Source organism: Yoonia sp. R2-816, assembly GCF_046762905.1.
Classification (GTDB): Bacteria; Pseudomonadota; Alphaproteobacteria; order Rhodobacterales; family Rhodobacteraceae; genus Yoonia.
Genome location: NZ_JBKQXN010000334.1, coordinates 1 through 22,940, shown reverse-complemented (window position 1 = coordinate 22,940; position 22,940 = coordinate 1). Strand labels below are relative to the sequence as shown.

At 53.3% G+C, this 22,940-nt stretch carries 24 protein-coding genes; 10 read left to right on the top strand and 14 right to left on the bottom strand.

Features of this window, described 5'->3' with window-relative positions; all coding sequences use genetic code 11:
- Window positions 1-193 precede the first annotated feature (193 nt).
- The 3 genes from ACFWW2_RS25390 (at window position 194) to ACFWW2_RS25380 (ending at window position 3,278) form a co-directional block, all read left to right on the top strand.
- The gene (locus ACFWW2_RS25390; RefSeq protein WP_393933226.1) at window positions 194-1,378 is read left to right on the top strand and encodes a lipopolysaccharide biosynthesis protein; all 1,185 of its coding nucleotides are present in this window, start codon (window positions 194-196) and stop codon (window positions 1,376-1,378) included.
- Window positions 1,375-1,797: a cupin domain-containing protein gene (locus ACFWW2_RS25385; RefSeq protein WP_393933224.1), complete on the top strand. Its 423-nt coding sequence runs from the start codon at window positions 1,375-1,377 to the stop codon at window positions 1,795-1,797. Before ACFWW2_RS25390 ends, ACFWW2_RS25385 begins: the two co-directional genes overlap by 4 nt.
- Window positions 1,798-2,516: 719 nt before the next feature.
- A complete protein-coding gene (locus ACFWW2_RS25380; protein ID WP_393933222.1) occupies window positions 2,517-3,278 on the top strand; it encodes an SDR family NAD(P)-dependent oxidoreductase in 762 nt (253 codons plus the stop codon).
- An 18-nt stretch (window positions 3,279-3,296) separates the two neighbouring features.
- On the opposite strand, the gene ACFWW2_RS25375 is transcribed toward ACFWW2_RS25380, so the two are convergent.
- Window positions 3,297-3,647, bottom strand: a complete 351-nt coding sequence (locus ACFWW2_RS25375) for a winged helix-turn-helix transcriptional regulator (protein ID WP_393933220.1) — start codon at window positions 3,645-3,647, stop codon at window positions 3,297-3,299.
- A gap of 138 nt (window positions 3,648-3,785) precedes the next feature.
- On the opposite strand from ACFWW2_RS25375, the gene ACFWW2_RS25370 reads away from it, so the two are divergent.
- Window positions 3,786-4,211 carry a hypothetical protein gene (locus tag ACFWW2_RS25370; RefSeq protein WP_393933218.1) on the top strand — a complete coding sequence of 142 codons (426 nt, stop codon included), beginning with the start codon at window positions 3,786-3,788 and terminating at the stop codon, window positions 4,209-4,211.
- Window positions 4,212-4,260: 49 nt separating this feature from the next.
- On the opposite strand, the gene ACFWW2_RS25365 is transcribed toward ACFWW2_RS25370, so the two are convergent.
- Entirely contained in the window at window positions 4,261-4,764 is a 504-nt protein-coding gene (locus ACFWW2_RS25365) for an Lrp/AsnC family transcriptional regulator (RefSeq protein WP_393933216.1), read from the bottom strand.
- Window positions 4,765-5,096: 332 nt separating this feature from the next.
- Here ACFWW2_RS25365 and ACFWW2_RS25360 point away from each other — a divergent pair, with 332 nt between their 5' ends.
- Entirely contained in the window at window positions 5,097-5,762 is a 666-nt protein-coding gene (locus tag ACFWW2_RS25360; protein WP_393933230.1) for an EamA family transporter, read from the top strand.
- A gap of 145 nt (window positions 5,763-5,907) precedes the next feature.
- On the opposite strand, the gene ACFWW2_RS25355 is transcribed toward ACFWW2_RS25360, so the two are convergent.
- The 5 genes from ACFWW2_RS25355 to ACFWW2_RS25335 all read right to left on the bottom strand — a co-directional run bounded on the left by ACFWW2_RS25355 (window position 5,908) and on the right by ACFWW2_RS25335 (window position 9,293).
- Entirely contained in the window at window positions 5,908-6,624 is a 717-nt protein-coding gene (locus ACFWW2_RS25355) for an N-acyl homoserine lactonase family protein (protein ID WP_393933214.1), read from the bottom strand.
- A gap of 180 nt (window positions 6,625-6,804) precedes the next feature.
- Entirely contained in the window at window positions 6,805-7,245 is a 441-nt protein-coding gene (locus tag ACFWW2_RS25350; protein ID WP_393933212.1) for a DUF1330 domain-containing protein, read from the bottom strand.
- A 131-nt stretch (window positions 7,246-7,376) separates the two neighbouring features.
- On the bottom strand, window positions 7,377-7,829 hold the full coding sequence (locus tag ACFWW2_RS25345; protein WP_393933210.1) for an SRPBCC family protein: 453 nt from the start codon (window positions 7,827-7,829) through the stop codon (window positions 7,377-7,379).
- A 12-nt stretch (window positions 7,830-7,841) separates the two neighbouring features.
- Window positions 7,842-8,528, bottom strand: coding sequence for a glutathione S-transferase family protein (locus ACFWW2_RS25340; protein ID WP_393933208.1), 687 nt, complete (start codon window positions 8,526-8,528; stop codon window positions 7,842-7,844).
- Between the two features lie 15 nt (window positions 8,529-8,543).
- Entirely contained in the window at window positions 8,544-9,293 is a 750-nt protein-coding gene (locus tag ACFWW2_RS25335) for a glucose 1-dehydrogenase (RefSeq protein WP_393933206.1), read from the bottom strand.
- A 137-nt stretch (window positions 9,294-9,430) separates the two neighbouring features.
- On the opposite strand from ACFWW2_RS25335, the gene ACFWW2_RS25330 reads away from it, so the two are divergent.
- Together ACFWW2_RS25330 and ACFWW2_RS25325 are read left to right on the top strand one after the other, a co-directional pair.
- Window positions 9,431-10,189, top strand: coding sequence for a glutathione S-transferase family protein (locus tag ACFWW2_RS25330; protein ID WP_393933204.1), 759 nt, complete (start codon window positions 9,431-9,433; stop codon window positions 10,187-10,189).
- Between the two features lie 22 nt (window positions 10,190-10,211).
- Window positions 10,212-10,844, top strand: a complete 633-nt coding sequence (locus ACFWW2_RS25325; RefSeq protein WP_393933202.1) for a VOC family protein — start codon at window positions 10,212-10,214, stop codon at window positions 10,842-10,844.
- A gap of 75 nt (window positions 10,845-10,919) precedes the next feature.
- On the opposite strand, the gene ACFWW2_RS25320 is transcribed toward ACFWW2_RS25325, so the two are convergent.
- The 5 genes from ACFWW2_RS25320 to ACFWW2_RS25300 all read right to left on the bottom strand — a co-directional run bounded on the left by ACFWW2_RS25320 (window position 10,920) and on the right by ACFWW2_RS25300 (window position 13,639).
- The gene (locus ACFWW2_RS25320; protein ID WP_393933200.1) at window positions 10,920-11,666 is read right to left on the bottom strand and encodes an SDR family oxidoreductase; all 747 of its coding nucleotides are present in this window, start codon (window positions 11,664-11,666) and stop codon (window positions 10,920-10,922) included.
- 33 nt (window positions 11,667-11,699) lie between these two features.
- Window positions 11,700-12,233: a carboxymuconolactone decarboxylase family protein gene (locus ACFWW2_RS25315; protein ID WP_393933198.1), complete on the bottom strand. Its 534-nt coding sequence runs from the start codon at window positions 12,231-12,233 to the stop codon at window positions 11,700-11,702.
- 121 nt (window positions 12,234-12,354) lie between these two features.
- Window positions 12,355-12,927, bottom strand: a complete 573-nt coding sequence (locus tag ACFWW2_RS25310; protein ID WP_393933196.1) for a sugar O-acetyltransferase — start codon at window positions 12,925-12,927, stop codon at window positions 12,355-12,357.
- Window positions 12,928-13,027: 100 nt separating this feature from the next.
- Window positions 13,028-13,192, bottom strand: coding sequence for a hypothetical protein (locus tag ACFWW2_RS25305; RefSeq protein ID WP_393933194.1), 165 nt, complete (start codon window positions 13,190-13,192; stop codon window positions 13,028-13,030).
- A 9-nt stretch (window positions 13,193-13,201) separates the two neighbouring features.
- Window positions 13,202-13,639 (bottom strand): class I SAM-dependent methyltransferase, encoded by a 438-nt coding sequence (locus tag ACFWW2_RS25300; RefSeq protein WP_393933228.1) that lies wholly within the window; start codon window positions 13,637-13,639, stop codon window positions 13,202-13,204.
- Window positions 13,640-14,567: 928 nt separating this feature from the next.
- Between ACFWW2_RS25300 and ACFWW2_RS25295 the strand changes: the two genes are divergently transcribed.
- On the top strand, window positions 14,568-14,762 hold the full coding sequence (locus tag ACFWW2_RS25295; protein WP_393933192.1) for a hypothetical protein: 195 nt from the start codon (window positions 14,568-14,570) through the stop codon (window positions 14,760-14,762).
- On the opposite strand, the gene ACFWW2_RS25290 is transcribed toward ACFWW2_RS25295, so the two are convergent.
- Window positions 14,749-15,690, bottom strand: a complete 942-nt coding sequence (locus ACFWW2_RS25290) for a toll/interleukin-1 receptor domain-containing protein (RefSeq protein WP_393933190.1) — start codon at window positions 15,688-15,690, stop codon at window positions 14,749-14,751. The genes ACFWW2_RS25295 and ACFWW2_RS25290 overlap by 14 nt on opposite strands.
- 194 nt (window positions 15,691-15,884) lie before the next feature.
- Complete coding sequence (locus ACFWW2_RS25285) at window positions 15,885-18,146, bottom strand: AAA family ATPase (protein WP_393933188.1); 2,262 nt, start codon at window positions 18,144-18,146, stop codon at window positions 15,885-15,887.
- Window positions 18,147-18,277: 131 nt separating this feature from the next.
- Between ACFWW2_RS25285 and ACFWW2_RS25280 the strand changes: the two genes are divergently transcribed.
- Both ACFWW2_RS25280 and ACFWW2_RS25275 read left to right on the top strand, forming a co-directional pair.
- Window positions 18,278-19,702: an exonuclease SbcCD subunit D gene (locus tag ACFWW2_RS25280; RefSeq protein ID WP_393933186.1), complete on the top strand. Its 1,425-nt coding sequence runs from the start codon at window positions 18,278-18,280 to the stop codon at window positions 19,700-19,702.
- A complete protein-coding gene (locus ACFWW2_RS25275; RefSeq protein ID WP_393933184.1) occupies window positions 19,699-22,341 on the top strand; it encodes an AAA family ATPase in 2,643 nt (880 codons plus the stop codon). Before ACFWW2_RS25280 ends, ACFWW2_RS25275 begins: the two co-directional genes overlap by 4 nt.
- Window positions 22,342-22,940: the final 599 nt, after the last annotated feature.

Here is a 22,940-nt window from a genome sequence, read left to right as displayed (position 1 = left end):
ATGTGTTGCGGCAGAACACCCATCGAAACTATGATCGACGGGAAAGAAATCTGGCGGGAAAAGTTCGTGAACTGAACTTCACCTGACAGACGCCGCCTGAAAAACGGCCAACTGTCAGATCACATCTGAACCACTACACCTGATCATCTTTGTCTCGTCGAACTTTGTGAATGTCGGAAATCTTGTCTTCAACATGATTTTCAGCCGTTGGATGGGGCCTGAATTGTTCGGCGACCTCGCAGTTGTTCTGACGATTAAACTTGCCTTGCTCGGTGTTCTTGGCGCGCTCAGCTCTGCGGTGAGTCAACAGGTCGCGGCGCAGGATGCCAAAGACGCAGGCCAAACCGAGCAGGCCTTAGCGCGTATCAATCGTATCTGTTTCGGGGCGCTCTGGTTCGCGCTGCCGGTTATCGCGGTCATGCTCTATTTCGGATCGGTTGGGACGCGCCTTGATCTTGGGTCGCCCTATTTGCTGTTCATCCTGCTCGGGTCAGTGCCGTTCTGCGCGCCGCTCAACATCCTGCGTGGCGTCGCGCTTGGTCGTATGGACAGCGCAAAAATTGTGCTCTCTGCAAATGTCGAAATGGCTGTGCGCCTTGGGTTTGGCATTCTGGCTTGGCAGATCGGGTTCGGGATCGAAGGCGTCGTGGCCGCTATTGGGGTGTCGATCATCGCTGGATGGGTCGTACTGATCGACGTTTTGCCCGCGCCGCAGACGCCAAAGACCCAAGTGCGCCCCCTTGCAGCCACCCTTGGCCTTGCCGCACTTCCATTTGCATTGTTGCAAATTGCACAGGTCGCCGCACTTGATGGCGATATTTTCCTCGCCACCCGCTATCTGAGCGATACTGAAACGGGCTACGTCGCCGCGCTATCGCTGTTCCAACGCATTCAATTCTTTGCTTGTTTCGCATTGGCAAGCGTCCTTTTGCCATCTGTGGTCATCGCCATCCGCGAAGGACAGTCATATCGTTCAAGCGTGTGCATGATCGCTGTTCTGCTGGCGTGCGTGTCTTATGCGGTACTCTCTCTTTGCATCCTCTGCCCAGAGTTCCTTTTGACCGCATTGGTGGGCCCCGAGTATGTCGCGGCGTCAGACCTCCTTGCCTGGGCGGCAGCCGCGGCGGTCTTTTTCACGATCAACTACCTGATTGCTACGTTCCTTATGGCGCAAGGCCGGCGGTCGGGTGTCGTAACTGTTGTTGCCGGATCAGCCCTCCAAATCGGGGTCATGGTCGCTGTGACATCAACACCAACGGGCGATCTGGCAGCAATGCTTTCAGCGAAACTCTTTTGCCAAGTCGGTATCACTCTTGCCCTTGCTTTCCAACTTTGGACAACCTCTCACCTCAACCCTTTCAGAAAGGAAACCTCATGAAACACAGCGTCCTTAAGCCCGCAGATCGCGTCGAAACCGCAGCCGTTGTCGCGACATTGACCAATCAAACTTGCGATCAACCTGAAAATATCCGCCCCTGGGGCCACTATGAACAACTTGCCATCGGACCGCGCTTTCAGGTCAAATCAATCGTTGTCAATCCGGGTGGGAAACTATCGCTGCAAAGTCATTTTCACCGCTCGGAACATTGGATCGTCGTCGAGGGAAGCGCAATCGTCACGAAAGGAAGCAGCTCCAAGCTACTCACTGAAAATGAGGCAATCTACATCGCCGTCGGAGAAATGCACCGACTTGAGAACCCGGGCAAAGTGTCGATGCGTTTGATCGAAATACAAACGGGTATGTATTTTGGCGAAGATGACATACTGCGGTATGATGACGATTATGGGCGCTGTTGATGATGCCGTTGGCAATTTTCAATGAACAGCTCCACATGACGTGGGACGCAAAGCGAAACTTCGAAATGCCCTTAACTGCTCTGAAAGTCTCTAGTTTGGCGGTTTACACCAAAAAATCAAAAGTCTTTGATTTCAGAGTTTCATAGCTTTCCTTTTGAGATGGAAATGAAACCGTCATCTCCTTGGTATTGGGCTTGACCCTGGCTCACAGCGCAGTTCGGCGACTTCATTGCAAAGCTACCGACTGACGAAAGCTCTGAGTTCAGTATTTATTTAATTGAAACGAGGGGCGAGATTGCGCCAAGGTGCGCAAACTCGCATACCCATTGTTCTTTAGTAGCGGCGAAAGTCAGCTCTGACGGGCCGCGTCGCAGCAATCTAGACCGAACGGCAACGGCAGGTCTGGGCCGTCCTCATGGGCGCGATCTGGACGTGAGAACAAGATGCTGCGGCCGCTCCGACGGCGGCAGAGAGCCCAGACTAACCGATGCTGCGGCGTCGACGAATGGCGGCTTTTCGGAAGTGGAGATGCGGCGTTTGGGCGTCCTTTAGGCCGACCGGAATTCGAGCGCTTCAATAGTACTGTTTTAGGTACTATATATGAATTTTCTGCCTTCTTGTGAAATCATACCAAATGTCTAGTTTCCAGCGAGTTCGCGGGAAGAGATCGCCCATGTGATCCGTCCGCTTCTCTCAAACACGAAGGAAAGACACAGATCATGTTACTTGAAGGAAAAAACGCATTGGTGTTCGGAGCAGGTGGTTATCTGGGCAAGCACATTGCCGAAAGGTTCGAACTGGAAGGGGCAACCGTTTTCAGGTCTTCCACCAGCGCAATACCGGACCAGCCAACGCTGACTGCGATTGATGCGACGGATGAAAGCGCGGTTGACGCTTACATTGATGGAGTTGCCGGTGAAGCTGGATCAATCGACATTGTGGTGAACATGTCCGGTGTTGAGCCTGTGCTTTACAAGCACGGTAAGCCAGCAAACGAGGTTTCACTTGAGCAGTTCATGATGCCAATCGCCGTCGATACGGCGGCCCAATTCATCACGGCGAAATCCGCGTTTCGTCATATGTCGAAACAGGGGAACGGCGTAATCATCATGAACACATCGACCTTGGCCAAAGTCGGGTCTCCATGGTCACCGGCACTGACAGCCTCACATGCGGCAACCGAGGGATTGATGCGCTCACTATCCCATGAGTACGGCCCGGCAGGCGTCCGGGTTCTCGGAGTCAGATCGGAAGCCATGCCGGATTCACCGACAATCGAGTATACGTTCTCGACCATGGGCGCGAATATGGGGCTGGGTTTTGGCGAAATGAAGGATTTCATCGAGAAAAACAAAACGGCGCTCAAGAAACTTCCAGAAGCCAAAGACACAGCGGCTGTCTTTGCCTTCGCTGCATCGGATATGGCGCAGTTCATGGCAGGGACGATGCTGAACAACTCAGCAGGTCACATTGTAGATTAAACCCTTTAGGCAGGCGGTTTAGCCGTCTGCCTTGAGCCACCAATTGTGCATGGCGTGAAACATCTCTTCCAAGTCCAAGGCCCGCTGCGTGGCTGTGTATTCGACTTTTGGCGGGACTTCCGCATAGACCTTTCGTGTAATCAGCCCATCACCCTCCAGCGCCCGCAACTGATTGGTAAGCATGGTCTGAGTGACCCCTGGGATCATACGTCTTAGCTCATTAAACCGCTTGGTTCCTTTGAAGATCAGGATTTGCAGAATGATGAGCTTCCACTTCCCGCCGATCAGCTTTGCAATATCCGGCATGGGGCAGAGGTCGGCCAACTCAGGGTGTTGTTCTAGAGCCTCTGCTTCAGATGTCGTGACCATGCCTCAACTCCACTAATAGTATCAATTTAGATACTATATTCGAAAAAACTGCCTTCTTGCAATAGAATACCTAACCCGTATCTCTGGCCCAAAGCGGCCATTGTGGTTCGCGATCCACACTCTGTTTGGAGACTTCAAATGACAAAACTACAAAAAATCGCATTCGTTGGTGCCTTCCTGATCACAGCCTGTATTGCGGTGTTTTGGCACGTTGTTCTGTTTGAACAACAGTTCCTTGGCTTGGGTGTTTATACCCGCATGGATGAGCCACTTTACTTCTATGGGGTAACGGCTTGGGCCTTGGAAGCTCTCGCCCTCGTTCTCGTCTATTTCCTTACAGACTGGCGAAATGGATCAATGCTTGATGCCCTGAAGGTAGCCTGGCTTATGGGGCTGTTTGCTGCGGCTTCATCTCTGTTTGGCGTGGCTGCGAAAGTCAGGATCGACGATTTGATCCTTTGGTTCTTGCTGACAGGTGGTTTCATCGTTCTCCACACAACCCTTCTGGGTCTGTGGTTGGGCTTTGTCTCAATCAGAGCGCGTGGCGAAGAGCAGCGGAACTGAAAGAATTTCCTCCCAAGTGCCCAAAATAAGCTACACTGGACTTAGCAAGTTACAACTTGACCAGGCGCTCCTCGACAGGCGACGATTGAACGATCGATGAGTTCGTCGCCCCGAAGGGCACAATCCGATCAATCACCGCTTCCATTTCTGCAACATCGTGGACATGGGCCCGTGCGACGAAGCAATCCTCACCTGAGACGCGATCACAGGCGATGATCTGAGGCGTTTCCTGAATCGCCTCGATCATATTCCTCATTTCGCCCGGCATCGGGCGCGCCCGGATCAGGATCGTGAGACCGTAACCAAGACGGGCCGGGTCGATCCGTGCGCCATAGCCGGTGATGATCCCAGCATCTTCAAGCCGCCGGACGCGATCTGCGACACTTGGTGCAGACAGGCCCACGCGACGGGATAATTCAGCACGGGGAGTGCGCGAGTCCGCGCACAGCTCACGCAGGATCGCGGCGTCTATGGAGTCAAGTCCGGTTTCATCAGATCGAAGGTATTTAGGGTGCATTTCCTTCTTTCTTGTCTTTGAAAGTGTTGCAGGCATACTTGATCTCCATATCATATCGTTACCTCACCTTGCACCATGTATGCATGACAAATCAAACCCCCGCAAACCTCACCCCCAGAACCATGTCGCGCATTTCAGAGGTCGTTCCTCCACATGTTTGGTTCGGTGTCTCTGCCGTTTCCCACTATCTCGGTCCGGCTTTCGCGGTTCTGCTCTTCCCGGTGGTAGGTGTGCTTGGCGTTGCCTAGTTCCGCATTGCGTCGGCCGCCCTTGTCTTCGCGCCAATCACAAAGCCCTGGCGCACGTTCAAGGAGTCCACCAACGGCGAACGCATCCGGCTCCTGGTTCTCGGAGGCTGTTTGGCCGTGATGAACGGTTCATTTTATCTCGCACTTGATCGGCTTCCGATTGCTTTGGTCGCGGCTATCGAATTCGTGGGCACCATCGGAATTGCGCTGTGGGGGCTGCGGACGGGGCGCAATTATCTTGCCTTTGTTGTCGCAATCATTGGTGTTGCGCTTTTAATTGACGTGAGATCCCTCGTTGCTGCAGACGAGGCTGCGCTCACATCCGACCTCGTGGGCTTGTTCTGGGCGATTCTGAATGGTTCTCTGTTCGTCCTTTACATCATCCTCGGTCACAAGATCTCTGAGGGCGGCGCCTCCAGTGGTGTGGAGCGCCTCGGCGCAGCGATGACGGCGGCATTCATCTTCGTCATGCCAATCGGGTTCTTGCAGGCGCTTGAGGCCTTCGGCGCACCTTTGCTGGTGCTGGCAGGGATCGGTGTCGGCATCTGTTCTTCGGTGATTCCCTATGTCTGCGATCAACTCGCTATGTCGCGCCTACCACGCGCCAGTTTCGCCTTCCTCCTAGCCTTGCTACCTGCAACGGCAACGATTATCGGCGTCATTGTCCTTCGCCAGATACCAAGCACCATCGACGTGACTGGCGTGGTGCTTGTAATGATCGGGGTAGCCGTTCACAAACCCGCCCCGATACCGGTTCCGACGGCTGAGACAAGTGATGCCGGCTAACCGGCCTTTTCCACACACCTGCTGTGCGACGAACTGCCAATGAAGACGCAAGATGCGGACGGAGCTACAAATCGATATCTCTGGGGGAATGCCCGGCTTTGTATTCCTAGTTCTGCAACGCTGCGTCCGATGCGTGTGTATCTCTCTATTGGTAAAATGCAGGGGCCTGACGCAACCCTGCCCATTGTTCGCTATCATGCCCATAGACGACCAGCGCAGCACCTTCGCGTGAGGCGACATCTGCAATCTTCTGGGTGCTGGCTCGAATGCGTTTTTCGTCGTCCATGTCCGTTACAAACATCTCGCGGGTCTTAGCATCAGCCATTGAGCTGTGCATGATGGCATCCGCCGCGAGTATGACCGTCCCGGTTTCCGGCAGACGAACAAGGACAGACTGGTGGCCTGGGACGTGCCCGCTCGTCTCCAACAGTTCTAATCCTGGGACAAGTTCAACGTCCCCATCGACCATTCGGTAGCGAAGCGAGGGATGGTCCCAAATGTCACGATTGGCCGCAAAGCGTTCGTGTCCGTTCTTGGCAAGTTCATACTGTTCACGCTGAACAATCAGCTCTGCGTTGATGAATAGATCATGGTTACCCGAATGATCGTCATCCAAATGCGAGCACACGAGGTAGTCAATGTCTGAGGGCTCTAGTCCGATCGACGCGAGGCGAGCGACGACGGTTTCTTCCGGCCTTATCCTGACTGTCATTCCCGGTGGGTTCTGCGGGTCATTGACGAAGGATCGCGGAAACCCCGTATCGACGAGGACGTTGATCCCGCCGTCCATCTGAATGAGATAGCCCGCAACGGGTACATCACCGGGCTGTATAGTTCCGAGATTCAGTAGATATAATCGCATTAGCCCGATCCTATTTAGTTGTTCCGTCCCGTCACTTTAGCAGCGCAACTAAGTGATTGTTAAAGCAGTAGTGTGTGGTCATTAAAGCCGTTCTGTTTCTCACTGTGCTGATACATGCTGTCGATCAGAGGACATCTAGAACTGGTCGCAGTTCCCAACATTCAGCGGGAGATCACTATTTCAGGTTCCGGCGATCAGCACTTTTTGCGCAGCACAGGCGGCGGTGCGGTGTTGAAACGCCTCTCGGTAGGCCTTGTCCTGGTAAAGATCGAGAAAAGCCTGCTGATTTGGGTAAGCTCCGATGGCAACAAGATCCCAATCTTCGTCCGCACCGATCAGGGATGCCTCAAAAGGGGCGACGAGCAAGAATTTTCCGCCCACACGCTCCATCGTTGGAATGCTGACGGCCGCATATTTGTCGAAAGCTTCGTTGCCGGAAATACTTGCATCTTCCCCAGCATAACTCGCGGTCTCGCGAAACTTGAAAAAGTTGATCAAGGTGACACCCTCGTCCGGCGCGCGCTCCAATATCCGCGCCCATTGCTCCGGTCTAGGAACGGCTCCATCAGAGCCATCTCCGTACCAGGATACTAGGGCATTCTTAGCGGCATCAGCTTTCATCAATCGGTTCCTTTTTTGATGGATCAGAAGGGTTCGGACCAATTACCGCTGCCAATCGGTCGAGCACCTGTTCCCAAAACTCTTGTTGGTTCGTACTAGGCACTGAGAATGTCGTGCCGGCATCGTCGGCTTCACACATGTGGCTTGCCCGTTCCGGTATCGAGATAGGCCTTAAGACTATCGACAAAAAACATGTCCCAACCCGCCTCGCAGATGTCGAAGCACAAAAGATCAGGGGTCAAGCCATCATGAACGAAGTGAATTTCGGTCCCGTCTTCGGTTTCCTTGATGTCCCAGATCGCCCGTGTGCCGAGCCATTCGGTTTCGATTTCCTTGGGTTTTCCCTCATGGATGTGTAGCGCCTCGACGCACTCCAGTTCGATGCGATGTGGGTCCAGAGATATGGCTTTGAAGGTCCAATACCCATTCCGTTCGCTGAAGCCGAACTTGGCGACATCGCCCGGATTTTGGAACATCCCGGCCTCGCTTGTCCACCATTGCGTGTACCCAGTTGTTAGCGCGGCATAGACGTCCGCACTGGCGGCAGTCGTCTGGATGGTTCTTTCGTAGCTATTTTGAGACATAACATGTCCTTTTCAGTTGGAAGCCGCCCAGTGAGGCGGCACGGTTGCTGCGTAGTCCGGCAAGGCTGTAATGCGGTCACGCCAGCGGGCGAGGTTTGGAAATTCCTGGTCAAAGTTATCGAAGCCCAAGGCCGACATGGAGGCTGGCTTGGTTTCAATCGCGCGCATAATCCGCCCGATTTCAGGGAAAGCGACGGCATCAGCGGCACTTGGGGTTTCTCCGCACAAGAACGCGCTGTCCGACAGGTCGCGCTCCAATTCGGCCAATTCGATCTTGAGCAAGTCGCTTGCCAGTTCAAGGCCCGGTGCATCTTCCTTTGGCGCTTTCGGGGCTCCATCGGGGCCGCCAAAAACCGGGAATACGACATGACTCGTAGATTTCAGTAGATAATCGCTGTGCCTGGTCGCACAGGTCCAAACAGCGGATATCTCATTCTCGGTTTTCCCAAAGAGGGGGTTTCCGGGAAACTGCTCATCGAGCCATCCAAGGATTGATAAGGACTCCCACCGAAAAACGCCGTCATACTCCAGAACGGGAACCTTCCCATGTGGGTTGATTTGCAGGAAAGAATCTTGCTTGTGCTCTTTTTCCGATCCGCTGAGGTAAACCACCTTGTAGTCGAGCCCCTTGAAGGCCAGCCCTAGCAGGACACGCCAGCCCATCGGTGAGCCGCTGATATTGTAAACTGTGATGGTCATTTCACTACCCTCCGATCAAAGGCTGCTCCATCCGCCATCCAGCGTCATGATCTCGCCGGTCATGAAGGAGGAGTCGTCGGACGCCAGAAACAGCACCGCTTTCGCGACTTCCTCGGCCTGACCAATGCGTCCCATAGGTATGGTTGTTGTAAGTTGTTCCATCAGCCCTTGAAGCTCTTCATCACTCATGCCCAGTTTGCCCATGCTCGGTGTCTCAATCGGTCCCGGCGCGACAGCGTTAACGCGAATGCCCTTGGGCAATAGTTCGGCAGCGAAAACGCGGGTGAGTGATACAAGAGCGCCCTTGGTAGCTGAATATGCGCTAGTCGTCGGAACCCCTAATCCCGCGAGGTTGGACGCATTAATGACCACCGTTGCGCCACCTGAGAGTATGGGAACAAGTTTTTGAAGCGTGAAAAACGGACCTTTGAGGTTTGTCCGATAGAGAAGATCGAACTGATCCTCAGTGACGGCCTCAATGGAGGCTGGCAGTGTGATACCGGCATTTAGGAACACGGTATCAAGCGATCCGTAATCATCCGCCAACGCGGCAACCATGTTGTCGACCTGTGCCAAGTCAGCCTGGTCACACTGCAGAGCTAACACGTCACCATCCAACGCTTCACTCGCATGATTAAGCCGTGCTGGGTTCTGCCCAGTGATCACCAGCCGTGCGCCCTCAGAGATAAAGCGCTGTGCGGTCGCGAACCCAATACCCGTCGTGCCGCCAGTGATCAGGGCAGTTTTGTTTTCCAGTTTGCTCATTTGGTGCTTCCTGTTCGGTCATTTTTTGCTGTGTTGGGACTGAATTAGGGGTACCGGTATTCTGTGGCAAGAAGGCAGAGTTTCCGGCTATAGTATGCTTTTTGATACTGTTGAGTTGGCCTAGCGTAAGTACGAATATGCGTACCCGCTTTCAAATTTCTGCCTTCTTGCATAAGCAGGCCCGCTCGTTAGGTCTCTTTCACAAAAAGGAGACTCAAATGACACTCACCCTGACAACAATCAGCGGTTCGCCGCGCGGATGGCGCGTCCTGCTTGGCCTCGCCTTCAAAGGGCTGACCGTAGAAATCAACGAACTCAAACTATCTGAGAACGAGCATAAGGCGGAGCCGTTCATATCGCTCAATCCGCGCGGAACAGTGCCGGTGCTGGAAAGCGATGGCATTGTTATCCGGGACTCGATGGCAATCTTGGCTTGGTTGGATCGAAAGTTTCCACAGAAGCCTTTGTTTGGTTCGACCGATCTGGAGGCCGCCGAAATTTGGCAGGCGACTATGGAATCCCGCCAGTACTTGCGACAGGCAACGGCCGATTTCCTCACACCGATTTTCTTTCAAGGCGCGTCCTTAGACGACAAAGGCACGCCCAAATGGGAAACGCTCCTGGCAGCGTCAGATGTAATGCAGAGTGAGATGCGGTTTCTTGATACCAAGCTCAGCGATGGACGCGACTTCCTTGTCGGCGACAATCCGTCCGCCGCCGATGCGGTGTCGTGGACGGAAATCAGACTTGTGCAACGGGCGTCGGAAACTAAACCGGACCTGATGACCGAGCTGGGTTTCGCAGAGCTTGCAAACACATTTGACCGTCTGGAAGCTTGGAAGCAGCGTGTTTTTGAACGCCGCGGCGTCGAAGCGACGATGCCCGGTCACTGGTAATACCCTTCTTAGGATCACCCCAATGCAACTATCCAATTCCGAACTTGTATTCGATCACATCGCAGTTGTCGCACGCTCACTTGAAGAAGGCGCGAGCTACATCGGTGAAAAGTTGGGAATTGAGATGCCGCCCGGTGGCTCACATCCAATAATGGGGACGCACAATCTGCTCCTATCATTGGGGTCAGACTGCTTTCTGGAAGTCATTGCCATTGATCCGAAATCCGCTGCTCCCAATCGATCACGCTGGTTCGGTCTCGATGGATTCGACGCAGAACCGCGTATCGGCGCGTGGATACTTGGGGCCGGCGATATCCGCAGTTCATTAGACGGCATGCAGGAAACAGCTGGCCCCATCATCGAAATGACGCGCAGCGATCTGACTTGGCTGATGTCGGTGCGCGAGGACGGAGCAGTGCCACTCTCCGGTGCGTTTCCCAAAGTGCTTCAATGGCCCGAAGGACCACATGTGGCTTCTAAGATGGGGCAGCGGGGGTGTAGCTTCGCATCACTGACGGTTGAGAGCCCGAACGCTGACGACATCAATACTTGGCTGGATGGAAAGCTGGATGACCCACGCATCAAGATTGGCTACGGTGAAACTCGCCTGACGGCAGTGATTGAAACGCCGTCAGGTCCGAAAGTGCTATGCTAGTCTCGTGAAGGCGTTTGAGCCGCTCCTAACACCATCGGTTGTTGTTGGCTCGCCCGCAACGGGGCGGGCGCCGAGTTAGCTGAACGCCTTGATACCGTTGCCAGTGATCGTGTAGCTGTTGGACGGCAAAGCCTCGGGTCGACCCAAGAGCTCGACCACATGATCTGCGATGCCTTTGGCGGTAAGCGCGTTGTCCCATTGCGACCAGAATTGATCCAGTGGTTTTCCAACCGCTGCCGCATAGGCAGTCGCTGCCGCCAGACCCTTCTCCGTTCCCTGCACCAATTGCTTTGGGATAATTGACAAACACCGCAAACCCAAGTCTAGGTTGTCGGCCTCGCGCTGTGCATATTCGGTAAGGAAGTGCTGCATCCGTTTTGCACCGGCGTAGCCGCCTGACAGGCGTGATCCGCTCAAACCAGCCCCGCTCGAAAAACTGACGATCGTCCCTCCTTTGGGCATAGGCTGGTTCAATGCCGCGGACATGAAGCCGTGCGCAATCTTCATGTCTGTATTCCAGGCCGTGCTGAACTCGTCCCATGCCTGAGTTTGAAACGGCACCATGCGGGGCGTTGCACCGGCGCTGAGAACCAATAGATCAGGACGCAATGCGGCAAGCAGATCATCCGCTACGCCGTTTTCCGAAGCATCCTTTGTGATGGTGTGGATGCCCGGGGCCTTCTCCCTCAGGCGCTTCAGATCGTTTTCGGATCGCGCAACGACATGTGTTTTGGCGCCTTGGCCAAACAGGGCAAGGGCCATCTCTAGGCCCACCCCCTTGCTGCCGCCAATAATCAGTGCTGTGTCATATGTTCTATTCATTTCCTGGTCCTTTTCCTGCTGATTTTTGACGCCTCATTGAGCGGGTGGGACGTAGCCAAACGCGGCGAGCATTTCGGAGTCCCGGCTGAAAATCTCCGCGTTGCCCTTGATGCCGTGACCATCAACCAACCTGTTGAAGAAACTGAACAGGCATACAATTGCGATGACATCTTTCAACACGTCTTCCGAATGCCCTGCAGCCAGAACGGCCTGCCGGTCAGCCTCCACGACTTTGGAAGGCGAAACTGTTAGTTTGCGGGCTAAGGTAAAAATGGGTTTCAGCTCATCTTCAATGCTGGCTAGGTCGTCGCTGAACAACAGATTTGCAAGAATCGACGGATCGATTCCAAATCGTTTTGCGACATCCGCATGTAGGCCATGACAGAACGCACATTCATTCAAACTGGAGACGTAAGCGGCCAGTAGTTCTCGTGTCTTGTGGGGCAAAACACCGTCGCTGCGCATGGCATCTTGTGCGAATGCCAGAATCGGAGCGTAGCGATCAGGGTCTGAAAAGAGGATGTCGCCGATGCTGGAATCGGCTCCAAGGTTTGCAAATACTGTCATGATCTTATCCTAAGTGTGTGACGGAAAGGGACTGATGATCCCCAATGTCGAAAACACCTAAGTGCATGCATAACTATTTGAAAGAAGGACAATTTTTCTAACTTAGTATCTACTTCGATACTCAGTTCGCCTGGTCATACCGTTTGCGCTTAATGGGTCGGGCAGGATTCCCAACGACAACCTGTCCGGGACTGACATCTCTGGTAACAACACTGCCTGCGCCGACTACAGCGCCTTCGCCAATTGTAACGCCGGCAAGGATGATCGCGCCGCCGCCTACCCAAACCCGCTTGCCAATATGAACAGGGCGGGCAATCTCCAACCCATTAACGCTGCGCTTGATCGGGTCCTGATGATGTTCGGCACAGTAAATTTGCACATTCGGGCCAAGTTGGCACTGGTCTTCGATGGTGACCGTCGCGCAATCCAATATTGTGCAGCCCGCATTCAGAAAGACCTGATCGCCGAGTCGAATATTGATCCCGTACGCACAGTGGAATGGAGCCTCAATGATGGCCGATCCCGCGCTGATGAGGTTGCGCAGCTTCGAACCAATCGCGCCGCGATCTTCTGGAGCGAGGAAATTGTGCTCATGCACCGCCGAACGCGCAGTGACACGAAGCGCTTCAAGCTCATCGTCAAGGCACGTGTACCACTCGCCTGCCATCATCTTTTGCCGTTCTGTCTTTTGCATCGACTTTCCTAACGTGTCGTCAGTAGCGACCAATTTTCTGCACTCGGTCTGGGACGCCCGGCCAAAGGCTAGGTTAGCGAACAGCCGGAAGAAGGGATGCTCAATCTACGTCGCGGAGTTGGGCGAGCCAAACGGTTTGTTCGTTACAATTCTGATCCTCTATGATGTGATCCATCAACTCAAAACCATGCTGATCTAACAGCTCTTGGTATTCGCTCGGGTCCAGACTTGAATGGTAGAGAGCCTCACCTTCAAATTCACCCATTGCTTCACCTCAGGCCGGTCCGCTCGTAAACGTCAAAGCCGTGCCGGGAGCTGCGTGCTGTCTGAAAATAGGAAACATCCGGCGCTGATCATCCGGAGTTAGTTGAAAGGTGCTGTTCCAGGCCAGTAGGCCATGAAATTGAGTGCGCAGATCAAGACCGCGCATGTCTGCGCTTATCCAAGTAGCTGATGGCAGACTATCGCGTGCGATTTCCAGAAGTTCGGGAGAAGCGTCCACTCCGGTTAAGGGGCACCCACACTCCAGCAGATATCGATCGATTGGTTCTCCGGACCCGCATCCGATGTCCAGAACGGATGGTGTGTCCGACTGCAGCTCAATAAACTTATCGAGGCATTGGCGCTCCACCAATTTCTTCCCTCGCTGCCGGGTCCATGCAGGTGCATGACAGCGATACAAATCGATGAATTTGTCGGCGTCTGAGGGCATGTTCAATTCTAACCGGTGGTTTGACGGCGGCACATAAGTGGGAGCAGTTTCCGCCGACTGAACCTGACCCGCAACAGGTGTTCGTGCCTTGTCTTTCCGTCGGCGTGGCTTCAGGTTCAGAATACAACGTGCTTCTTGGATATCAGCAGTCTGGCTTGCCAATTATGAAAATACTATCATCTCACAAACACCGACGCGGCTTGATCGCCGACTGTGCTGAGAGTGGAGATTAACACATGCTGAAAGGAACTTGCCACTGTGGCGAAGCTGGCTGGACCCTTGATACGATGCCAAAGTCAGTTACGGCCTGCAATTGCACAATTTGCCGGAGATACGGCGTCCTATGGGCCTACGGATTCTTTGGCGATGACATTCAGACGACCGGAAAAACCAGTACCTATCAACGCCGCGATAGCGGGGATATCAATTTTCATTTCTGCGCAACTTGTGGGTGCGTGACGCATTTTGTCGTGTGTTCCGAGGATCAAAGCGGGCGCAAGCGGACGGCCGTCAATCTTCGGATGTCTGACCTCTCTCCAATTGGCCAGATTCCAATCCGCCACTTTGAGGGGCACGACAGCTTCAAGGAACTTCCAGGTGATGGCCGGACCGTGACGGACATGTGGTTTTGAAGCATTTCTCGAAGGCTAGCATTGACGCATTGGAGATCAAAAGCCGCAAGGTCCTGCACAGCAGACGGTAACCTACTGCGATCCCAATTCTGTTTCGCGGCCACAGTAGGCAAGTACTCAATCTTACCACCGGCGGTTTCGCCAATTTCTGCCGATCATTCATATCTGAAGCGGTCATTGGCGCAACTGCAGCGAAATGGTTCTTTGTCCCGCGATTTGTGAGTTCGCCATGGCTCGGTAAGTGCAGTTGCAGCGAATGGCGGCTCTTACGGGCCGCACCGCAGCATCTTGACCCAATGGCCAAGGTCCGCGATGGGCCGTCAATCCCATCCTCGACGAATGTCAGTGCGGTGGCATTCAGGACAATGCACGGCATTAGTCGGTCGATTTTCGCGGCGAGCCTCGCGGCTCTGATTTTCGTCAAGCACTTCGGTTTCGAAGCGGTGGCCACAATTTTTGCAACGGAAGCGGACGCGTTCAGTCATATGTGATGCCCGCATTGTCGACGAACTCGCTCCAGAGCACTTCCGCCGCCTGCTCTGGCGCCATCCGCTCGTCAGCTCTGCCGAAGATGTTCATCGTCTGGATCAGGAACTGTTCGTAGTCATCGACCGAGACGTTGAAGCCGCCGTTGGCGGTATTGTCGCCAGCGTCTTCGTTGAAAGAGTAGTAGATGTCACTCAAAGCAACCTGAGAATTGCGGCAGTGCACTGTGATATGGGCAGTCCCGTGCCGCTGGCCGCCGTTCACTACCGTTGCCCCGAATGAGGTCGCACTCCTTTCTATGAAACGACCCCGCAATCCGTCTATTGAATCGATCTCCTCGATCGCGCGCCTGAAGTAATCCTTGATTGTGGCAAAGGCAGCATCTCGGAAGTCGCTGCGGTCGATCTCGTCGAATTCTCGTTTCGCGCGATAGCGGGTCATTGCGGGGCGCGCGGCAACTGGTTCAGGCGCGGTTTTCGCCGTAGCTGCAGGCGCGCGCTCTGCTTCGATGATCCGGCGCAACTCTTGTACGACGTTCAGGTAGGCAGTGTTTGGGTTGGTCCATTCGCTTATCGCCTTGCCATCTGTCGGCACGGCTTTGAGCTGGCGCAACTCACCCATCGCCTTCCAGTCGCATTCGTCCACGATGATGGGCACCACGCGAGCATTCCCAGCGGCGTGTCGTTCAAGCGCTCGCTTCATTTCTCGCTCGACACAGTAATCGGACGCGATGAAATCAGGGCTAACCATGAGCAGAAATAGGTTAGCAGCTTCCAATTCTCGTTCGATCTCGGCGTCCAGTTCACTGCCAGCCAGGATGTCCCGATCGTACCAAGTCTCGATATGCCCATCCCTCGTAAGGTTCTTAAGGTGAACGTGCAGCCTCTCAAGCGCGGCATTGTCGTGATGGGAATAGGAAATGAATGCGCGCATCAGCTCAACTCATAATGTTTCTTGTTTGTTCGCAATATATTTCTGTCACTATTGGGCCGCAACACGGCAAAGGGATTTGAGCTATAAAGTCCGATGGTTGCTCTGACGGACTGTGTTGCAGTGCTTTGGGTGTCTTCAGGAAGCCAAGGGCAAATCGTGCGCAGTCTATGAATAACCAACTCAAAAGTCCCATCCTATGCAGCTCCAGATATTGTGTCTGTTAATGCCTTGTGGTGAACTGGTGCCACGACTTCTATCATTTCAAGCAGATGTTTGACGTTCGTTTGCGTCTCACCGACCAAAGCCGGGTCGAGCCCAGATAGCGTCGGATGGGAAAGGTCGTTCGTGTACTTGTACAGTGATGCCTTCTTGGCTTCATCGTACTTTAAGTTTTCCAGCTTCTTGTAAAAGCTTTTTCCCGTTGAGTGCTGTTCGAGGAAAGTCTCAAGCACCTTTCTGGCAATGTTTGGGATTGGATAGGCGTTCGATACAGTGCCATCAGATTCAAATTCCGTCAGGATTTTGAACAGATAAGTGAACTCATTCTTGTTCTCTAGGAGAATCTTTTCCAGCGGCTTAAGGTCGGTTTCTCGCTGTGTTCCGCCAGTGGTGGTGCAATGCAACATCCAGCATGTTGTGTTCTTTCTCATATGTGGATTCCAAACCCAATCCAAAAGCAGTTTCAAGAATTCGAAATTGTGAGTCAGAAGAAATACCTGCCGTGCATCTTTCACGGCATTCTTTAGAAATGAAAACGCTTGGTACACCGAACTGGAGTCGAGACTGGAAATGGGATCGTCGATCACAACAATGCCTTCAGCAAGATCGAAGTCCTGATCCTGGAGCCCAACAACAAAATAGAGGAACGTGATAGCTGTCTTTTCGCCTTCGCTCAGACGTTTGGCGGCCCTTCCAAACCGCATAATGCGATAACCTTCGCCTTCGGGTTCAAATCGAAGATCATCACGACCGAGGAAGGAGGCAAGTTTCTTTGATAGGTCTTCCGCGGCCTGATGCGAATTGGCGATCTTTAGCCTGTTTTCTGCAATACGCTTTTTGAGCGCTTCAATCCCCAGCGTACCTTTGTCGATGTCACCTTGTGTTAACAGTTCTATGGCTGCGTCGATCGCTTCAATTTCGACATCGACATCGGCGACTTGTTTCACAATTCGGCTGAGAAAGTGTTTTTCGATCTTATCTCGTGTTACCTGCAGTCGTTGATCGAATTTGTCTGTTTCAGCGTTGTGCTGTTCAATCAGATCGTTGGTCACTTGAAATGCGTCGAGATGCGGTTTCGTGTCAAATTCCGATAGTTCGACTTTGTAGCTTTCCGTTCTACTGGCCAATTTCGTGTTGAGGAGCTTGCTCAATTCCAACAAATGATTGAGGAGTGACAACTTAAGCGATGCGAACCGTTCCTTCACCGTCGAAAACGGTTCTTGTAACTCTGTATAGAAACTCGATTTTTCCGGCAGCGCGAAATTTTGCAGATTTTGGCGCATGGCCTCCAGATCTTGCAACGACTGATCAAGTTCTTTCTTCAACTTCCGATCGGAATCGTTGAAGTGCGACGCAAGTGCTTGTGCTCGTTTCTGCGGTATTTCCTGTCGGCAAAATTCGCAGGTGTTACCTTTAGTATGATCGTGAATCGAAACGCCTTGTTCCACCCATCGAGCGATCTCCGGAGATTCTACAAGTCGTTGGATTGCGATCGATGTGGCGCTCGTTTGAACGATTTCCGAAACATATTTTTCGAGAGTCTGAAGCGCGATGAAATAGGGTGCGTCTGATTGGTCGCCAATCTGGAGGTTTATGTTGCCAAGAGAAATGGTCGTCTGCTTGTCCATCGCAGGCTGTTTCATCGATTTTGATGCTGTTGCCAAATCTTCGGTGCTCAAGACCTGTGGATCCGTTAGAGCTGCGAAAGCTGCTTCCGCATTATTTTTGCGGTAGGTACGAGTTGTCGTTCTTGTGGTGTGCTCAGTAATCTCACTCGCGATTTCGGTAAAGATTTTGCCTCGTCTCTTGTCGAGCTGGCCACGCTCAGTCAGCTTTGTAGCATGTAATGACTCAGCTTGTTGTAGGGTTTTCTCATCGCTTTCCACGATACCAACAAGTGTTTTATTCTCCTCGCCGATGACGAATATCGGATGCAGCGTTCCCTCGAGTTCGCCGATATTGGCCTCAACGTATTCAGAATTGAACACGCGGATGTTTCTTGTGTACGGTTTCCCTTGCGTAAAGGGACCTTCTTCGGTGGAGATTTTGTACTTCAGGTCGTCGAAGCCAGCCGCCGTCCCGGTATTCAGATCATGGAAGAAGCGCGACAATGTCGTCTTCCCCGATCCGTTCAGCCCATAGATCAGATTGAATTTTGCGAATGGTACCATGCCTGGAGGCTTCGCATACTTGGCGAAGACACCTAGGTTTTCTATCTTGTCGAAGTGCCTAATCATTTTCTGCCCCTAGAATTTTCTTAGATCAATTTTGGCTGGTCCCACCTCGATTGATGTCTCGTCAGACTTCCATTCAATCATATTGAACCCATTGCCTCTAAGCGTACGAAATCCCGCTGTTGGCAACTGAAATGCTCGACTACATCGACAGCCTTGTTGATAATCTTGCCGGTTGCGCCAAAAGCCCGGTGGAAAAAATTCGTCATAAAAATACCTCTGGTTGTGAGGCTAGTGGACGGAATGCTTTGGATCAAGGCAGCCAGAAAGAATTCGGCATGGCAGTGCGATGCAAAAGATCCCTTGCATTGTTGACGATGCCGCGTAGCAACTCATTAGACTTTACTGGACAGCTCCGCACGAGCCCCCTGAAATTGCTGGTTTGCAGGCATATACTTAAAGTTCTACGGTGGTATGCAAGAGATATTGGGGGCTACTTAGTGCGATTTCTTCATACAGCCGATTTACACCTTGCAAAGCCCTTTGGTCGGTTTGACGCTGACACACAGGCTGCGCTTCGCATGGCGCGGCTTGACGCGTTAAGGCGTCTCGGAGAGGCAGCGTGTGCTGGCAAAGCTGAGTTTATCTTGATTGCTGGAGATACCTTCGACGCAGAAGCGCCACCCTCCAAGGTTGTCCGGCGTGCGCTAGACGTCATGGGCGAATTCGCGGACCTGCTGTGGGTCCTCTTGCCAGGCAATCACGACAGCCTTGCTGCTGTTGATCTTTGGGAGCGGATAGAGCGCGACAAGCCTGACAACGTTGTGCTCGCGTTGACACCTGACGTAATCGAAATCGGAGATCATGTCGCGATCCTGCCGGCCCCGCCCACAGTGCGGAACCCCGGCATAGACCTCACGGACTGGATGACGGATGCATCGACAGGTGAGCGTTTCAGGATCGGTTTGGCACATGGCGGCATTCTAGATTTTGGCAGCGAAGAGGGGACAGTTGCGGTCATTCGACCGGATCGGGCAGAACTATCCAATCTTGACTACTTGGCACTCGGCGATTGGCACGGCCAAAAATCAATCACGCCACGCACGTGGTATTCCGGCAGTCCTGAGGCAGACAGCTTCAAAGGGCATTCCCAAGCGGGAGCGCTGCTTGTCGAGATTGCAGCACCAGGTAACGTCCCGCAGGTGACACCTGTCCCCATCGGGCAATTCGATTGGCGGCTACTGGCGCTCGACTTCTTTGCGGGCACGGACCATGTCCAACAGTTGATAGAAGCGCTTCCGGCTTCGGATCGGGACAAATCGCTGGTTCGGTTTGAGGCGTCAGGGCGACTTGGTCTGCTCGAACAAAGCCAGCTTCGGGATACGTGTAACCGGATCGCGGACGACTTTCATTATTTCGAGATGATCCTAGATGGATTGGGTATCGAACAGGTCGTCGATGATCTTGATTTGATTGCAACGGGAGGCGCGTTGCGGGCGGCTGCGGACAGCTTGTTTGAAGCGACGGACCTTCAGGGGCGGACAGCTGAGGATGTCCAGATCGCTCAGATCGCTTTGACGCATCTGTTTCATGTCGCCCAACAGGAGCCATCCCAATGAAGCTGCGCCAGCTTGAGTTGACGAATGTACGTCGTTTCGGCGGGCAAAAAGCGCAGCTGGGACCTTTTGGTGATGGTTTGACGACCATCACGGCAGAGAACGAGGCTGGAAAGTCGACATTCCTCGACGCGTTACATGCCTTGTTCTTTGTGCCACACGGATCATCCTCGCAAGAGGTGAAGAACCTGCAACCCTATTCGGGAGGGGCCGCGTGCGTTGCGGCTGTTGTGGAAATAGACGGAAAGGATTTTCGTGTTGAGAAGTCCTTCTTGGCACAGAAGTCGGCAAAAGTAATCGATTGCTCAAGTGGACAAGTCATCAAGCAACAAGGCGATGCTGAAGCTTGGATTGAGGACAACATCAACAAGATGAACAAAGGGCCTGCGGGTCTTCTTTGGGTACGGCAGGGGGCAACCCATGTTGATCCAGAAGGCAAAGACAAAGATGCCAGCAACGTGGCTGCCCGTCGCGACCTGATGTCCAGCGTGCGCGGTCAGATCGACGCAGTCACAGGTGGGCGGCGCATGGACAAGATCGTCGAACAATGCCGCAAAGAACTCGATGCCCTGGCCACCAAAGGTCTTAAAGCGAAGGCTGGAAGCTCTTGGAAAGCCGTTGAAGACAAGGTTGATGAATTGCTCCAACGCAAAGAGCGGCTTGAAGCGGACGTTAGAGTTCTGTCGCAAGCCCTTGCTGTAAAACGACAGGCAAAATTGCGCTTGCAGGAATTGCATGATCCACAAAAACAGGACGCGCGTGCTCAACAACTCGCCTCAGCGGCAGAAGCTTATCAAGATGCAAAGCAGCATGATCGCAGCGTCACGGACGCCGATAGAGCGCTCCAGCTGATTGTAGCTGAAAAAAACCAGCTGATCCGCCAAATAAAAGACATTACCGACACACAGGATCGCCGTCAGCAGCTCGTTGATGAGATCACGCAGAAAGAGGCGAAGACCTCTGATCTTCGGACTGCGCAAAGCAAGTCAGACAAAACGCTAGCGGACGCAAAGGCGGTGATCGCGCAGAAAGAAGTGAAGCGACGCGATCTGGTTCAATCTCTGAGTGCTGCACGCGCGACCGAAAAATCCCGCCGCAAGTGGGACCGTCTGCGCGCGCTTGCCGATCTCGCCCGCCAGCGTTTGGCGCCACAGAAAAAGCTGCACGATGCGGATGTGATTTTGGGACGTACTGAAATTACACAGATTGACCTTGATCACCTTGTTGATCTTGGTCGGCGTATCAGCGTCGCACATGAGCAGCGTCGCGCACAATTTGCCAGCTTCTCAGTCCAGCCATCAGCAGCAGGCACCGTTGAATGCGACGATGTGGCGCTTGAACCTGCAAAGGAAACGCTGATTGACCGTCCCATCGCGCTGAAACTCGCAGGATTTGGGGCCATCAAGCTCTCTCCGGCGGCGGGGGCGGGAAAGGGTATTGAGGATCCAGACGCGTTAGCAGTAGACCAAGATGCAGCCCTTCAAGCGTTTGGTGTTCAAACAGTGCAAGATGCCCGCAGTGCCTTCAATACACGTCAAAGTGCGGCGAACGACAAGGCTGTGGCCTTAGCGGAAATCAGAGGGCTAGCGCCTGATGGTGTCGAGGCATTGAATGAGGAATGGCAGGCACTCTGCAAAGACCTTGGGCATGCGCCGGATGATCAGCTCCCAGACCCAGCTAGCCCGCAACCTGCGGACCTTTCTGCTGAGCAGATCGAAGCACAGATAACAGGCCTTGATGATGATCTAGAGGACCTCAGGTCCAACATCCAAGTGCTTCAGACGGCCGCCACGCAGGCTGCAAATGATGTTGCCGAGGCCAGTGGTGTGCTGAACCATCTTCTGGAGGAACAGACCTTGTTGGCAAAACCGCAAGGTGAAGACGCCGCCCTTGCTTCACTTCAAGCTTCCCGTGACGAAGAGATTGCGAAAGAAGAGGAGGCTGCACAGACTCTCGCGGAGCTTAAGCTAAAGGCGCCCGATCTGGACGTGGCGAGGTCCACCCACGAGCGCCTGCTCAGCGCCGAGAAAGCAGATCGCGACGAGATCAACAAACTGGAACGCGAACTTGCACGGTTGGACGGGGCGATCGAAACACAGTCCGAAGGTGCGGTTGAAGAAAAGCTCGCCGAGGTCGTAGACCAGCTTGAAAAGGCATTGGAGCGCGCCAAGCGATTTGAGCTGCAAGCGAAGGCCTTGAACATGCTCATCGCGCATCTTGATGAAGCACGAAGAGATGCACAGGAAACCTATTTCGAACCAATCCGCAACGAACTGCGCCCACTGTTGGTGCAACTTCATGCTGGGGCTGATTTTGAGCTGGACCCTGATAAGATGCTTGTTGGCAAGATCATCCGCAATGGTGTTGAGGACGACATCAACGTTCTATCAGGCGGTGCCTATGAGCAGATTGCGATCCTGACTAGACTGGCCTTCGCAAAACTATTCGCGAAGCAGGGTAGGCCGGTGCCACTCATCCTTGATGACGCCCTAGTTCATACGGATGACGAACGAATTTCGACGATGTTCAACATGCTGTCTCACGCCGCGAAGGATCAGCAGATCATTGTGCTGAGTTGTCGCACCAGAGCGTTTTCTGACCTGGGCGGCACTAGAGCGTCCATTGAAACTGAAGCAATCTAAAAGGTTAGAAACTTGTTAGCTCGTTTTCGATCTGGAGATCAGTTCAAGGGGTTACTATCTGCTGGATAATGGACCTCATGAGCCTCGTTGAAATCTGTTTGCCCATGTCCGTCGCAGCCACAGGTTGGGTTGGTGCTCTAACATACACTTGTGTGGGGCCCACTTAGCGTTACGGTTTGTGTTTCCGAATGTATGGACGAAGACGGGACTTGAATGATTAGCCTGCCAAAATGGCTGCTTGCGCACCCTAGAAAGCTGCCCAACGCCTCCGATCCTTTGGGGGTGCCATTGGAACGAACGCCTGCTTCCCATTCGGTAGGAACGAACTGTCACTTGGCACTTAATTGTAAGATTGCGGTAGTTTTTGAAGGACTGGGCAGTTAATTTGAAACCAAGTGGGCCTTCAGTCTCAAGTTAGCTGCATCTGGCAGGGGTCCGGCAGTCCGAACGCCGGGTTGCTCAGATGGTCGATCTCGTCGGCAAGTGGGGCGGTCATGGCAGTTCGGCATCAATTCAACTTCGGAGCATCAATCTCAGTTAAAGTGCTAAGTTACAAACGTCAGTCTCAAGTTAACTGCCCAGTCTCATATTAGGTGCTC